Annotated in this window: 3 protein-coding genes; 2 read left to right on the top strand and 1 reads right to left on the bottom strand. The window is 72.5% G+C overall.

What is annotated here, in order from left to right:
• Positions 1 to 59 precede the first annotated feature (59 nt).
• Both SSOG_RS53670 and SSOG_RS18435 read left to right on the top strand, forming a co-directional pair.
• The gene (locus SSOG_RS53670; protein WP_009715763.1) at positions 60 to 1493 is read left to right on the top strand and encodes a cytochrome P450; all 1434 of its coding nucleotides are present in this window, start codon (positions 60 to 62) and stop codon (positions 1491 to 1493) included.
• Positions 1484 to 2716, top strand: coding sequence for a cytochrome P450 family protein (locus SSOG_RS18435; RefSeq protein WP_009715762.1), 1233 nt, complete (start codon positions 1484 to 1486; stop codon positions 2714 to 2716). The genes SSOG_RS53670 and SSOG_RS18435 overlap by 10 nt, the downstream gene beginning before the upstream one ends.
• A gap of 45 nt (positions 2717 to 2761) precedes the next feature.
• Here the strand turns inward: SSOG_RS18435 and SSOG_RS18430 are convergent.
• Positions 2762 to 3164 (bottom strand): pyridoxine 5'-phosphate oxidase C-terminal domain-containing protein (locus tag SSOG_RS18430; RefSeq protein WP_009715761.1); only part of this gene is annotated, 403 nt, incomplete at its 5' end.

Below are 3164 nucleotides of genomic sequence, written 5' to 3'. Positions count from 1 at the left end.
GTCCTGGTGGCGCTGCTCGACCATCTCCACACCCTGTCCGCCGCCCAGGAGGCCGCTTCGTGACCCAGCCGACCTCACCGTCCGAACCGTCCGGCGAGCCCGGCGCACCGGACGAGCCGGGATTAAGCGGCGACCCCGGCGCCCCCACCGCCCCAGAGCCCACCGCCCCAGAGCCCACCGCCCCAGAGCCCACCGCCCCAGAGCCCACCGCCCCAGAGCCCACCGCACCACAGGCCGCGCCCGCCATCGAGCGGCCCGCGTCCCACGAGGACGCCGTCGAGCTGTTCGGCCCGCGCTTCCAGGACACCCCCGCCGAGGTGTACCGGGAGCTGCGGAACACCTACGGACCGGTCGCGCCCGTGCTGCTCCCCGGCGGCGTCCCCGCGTGGCTGGTCCTCGGCTACCGCGAACTGCTGCGCGTCACCGAGAACACCAAGGTGTTCGGGCGCGGTTCGGCCCGCTGGAAGCTGTGGCCGCAGATCCCGCCGGACTGGCCGCTGCGTCCCATGGTCGAGGACAACGGGTCGCTGCTGTACCGGGAGGGCGACGATCACCGCAGGCGCGCCGGAGCGGTCGGATCGGCCCTCGAAGCGGTCGATCTCAATCAGATGCAGGACGCCACCCAGTCGTTCGCGCAGGGTCTGATCGACAAGCTGAGCGAGGGCAGCCGGGCCGATCTGATCGCCGACTACGCCCATCCGCTGCCCGTGCTCGCCCTCAGCCGCGTCCTCGGCCTGTCCGACGCCGAGGGCGTCGCGCTGGTGAAGGCGATCAACGACATGGTCGACGGCGGCCCCGACGCCCTGCGCGGGCAGATCGAGGTACGCGGCACCATGGAGCGGCTGGTGGCCCGTAAACGTGCCGACCCCGGCCCGGACGCCACCTCCCGGATGATCGCCGACCGCGCCGGTCTCACCGATCAGGAGGTGGTCGAGGACCTGATGGTCCTCACCCTCGCCGGACACCAGCCCTGCACGGACTGGATCGGCATGACCCTGTGGCTGCTGCTCACCGACCACGACTACGCCGCCGACATGGGCGGCGGCCGCCGCTCGGTCCGCCAGGCCATGCACCAGGTGCTGCGCGACCACACCCCGGTGCAGATCTTCGCGGGCCGCTTCACCACCCAGGACACCGTCCTGGGCGCGACCCGCATCCCGGCCGGGGACCTGGTGCTGCTCGGGCTCGCGGGGGCCAACACCGACCCCTATATCCGTCCGCAGGCGGGCGGGGTGGCGGGGCCGGAGGGCCACAACGCCTATATGTCGTACAGCCACGGCGAACACCGCTGCCCGTACGCGGGGCAGTGGATCGCCGAGGTCGTCGCCCACACCGCCGTCGAGACGCTGCTGGAGCACCTGCCGGACGTGGAGCTGGCCGTTCCCGCCGACGAGTTGCGCTGGCGCCCCTCGCCCTGGCTGCGCGGTCTGACCTCGCTGCCCGTCACCTATACACCCGCCCACTCATACACCGGAGGCTTCGGTTGGGACTGACAGAGGACGACCGCCCCGTTCTGCTCGACCCGACGATCCGTACGTCCGCGGAGGAGAGCGAACTCCTCTACGCCGCAGGTCCCGTGGTCCGGGTGGAGCTGCCCGGCGGGGTGCCCGCCTGGGCCGTCACCCATGACGCGCCCGCGCGCGAGGTGATGCGCGACAGCCGTTTCGTGAAGGACATCAACCGGTGGGGCGCCTGGAAGCGCGGTGAGATCCCCGCGGACTGGCCGCTGATCGGCCTGGTCGACCTGGGGCCCTCCTTAGTCAGCACGGACGGCACGGAGCACCGGCGGCTGCGCAGGCCGGTCGCCCGGGAGTTCACCCCGCAGCGGGTGGAGGCGCTCCGCGGCCGCGTCGAGGAGATCACCCGCGAGCTGCTCGACCGTACGGAGCGGGCGGCCGACGACGCGGGCGGGGTGGTGGACCTCAAGGACACCTTCGCGTTCCCGCTGCCCATCACCGTGGTCGGCGAGCTGTTCGGCATGCCGACCGAATGGCACCGGCCGCTGCGGGAGCTGTACGACAGCTTCTTCGACGACAAGGCCGCGCCCGAGACCGTCCTCGCCACCCTCCAGGGGCTGTACGGCTATATCGCGCGGCTCGTCCGGCTCAAGCGCGACGAGCCCGGCGCCGACCTCACCAGCGCGCTGCTGTCGGAACTCGGCGACGAGCCGTCGGAGGAGGCCGTCGAGGAGCTGATCGCCACCATCCAAGTCATGATCACGGCCGGGCACGAGACCAGCGTCCATCTGATCGTGAACGCCGTACGGTCGCTGCTGGGCGACCCCGCACAGCTCGAACTCGTCCACACCGGCCGCTACAGCTGGGACGATGTGGTCGAGGAGAGCCTGCGGCTGGACTCCCCGACGCTGAACTTCCTGTTCCGCTTCGCCACCGAGGACATCGACATCGCCGGAACCCTCGTCCGCGAGGGAGAGGGCGTGGTCATCAGTTACGGCGGCATGGGCCGCGACCGCGGCCAGCACGGCGCGGACGCCGACCGCTTCGACATCTCCCGCCGCCCCCGGCACACCTCGTTCGGCCACGGCCCGCACAGCTGCCCGGGCTCGGCGCTCGCCCGGCTGGAGACCACCATCGCGCTGCGTGAACTCTTCGCCCGCTTCCCCGGTCTGCGGCTCGCCGATCCGGACGGGCCGCCGGAGCGCTCCCCTTCGGTCATCATCAACGGCCAGCGGACGCTGCCGGTACGCCTGGGCTGACCGCAGGTCTTACGGCCAGAGCGGGTCTTATGGCCAGAGCGGGCCTTATGGCCAGAGCAACTCGCGCCGCCAGCCGCCGCGTTCCTCCGGGGCGCGGCGGTAGCGGAGCCGGACGTGCCGGCGCCGCGCCTCCTCCTGGTAGAACTCCACCTCGTCCGGCTCCAGGACGTACAGCGTCCAGGTGGGGGCGGTGGCGTCCGGGTCGCGCCCGGCCCGCTCGTACGCGTCCTCGAAGGCCCGTTCCAGGTCCTCGTACGCACCGAGCACCGCGCTCTGCCGTCCCGCCCCGGCCAGCGCCGCCGCCAGCGCGGCGGGGGAGCGGCCGCGCAGATCCGCCGCGCTCTCCTCGGGCCCGGCCTCCGTGACGTGCCCGCCGATCCGGACCTGGCGTCCGCTGCGCATCCAGTGGAAGCCGTGCGACGCGTACGGATGCTCGGCCAGCTCGCGG

It is taken from the genome of Streptomyces himastatinicus ATCC 53653, assembly GCF_000158915.1.
GTDB lineage: Bacteria > Actinomycetota > Actinomycetes > Streptomycetales > Streptomycetaceae > Streptomyces > Streptomyces himastatinicus.
Note: the sequence above shows the minus strand (reverse complement) of the source record. Positions and strands in the feature narration are given on the sequence as shown.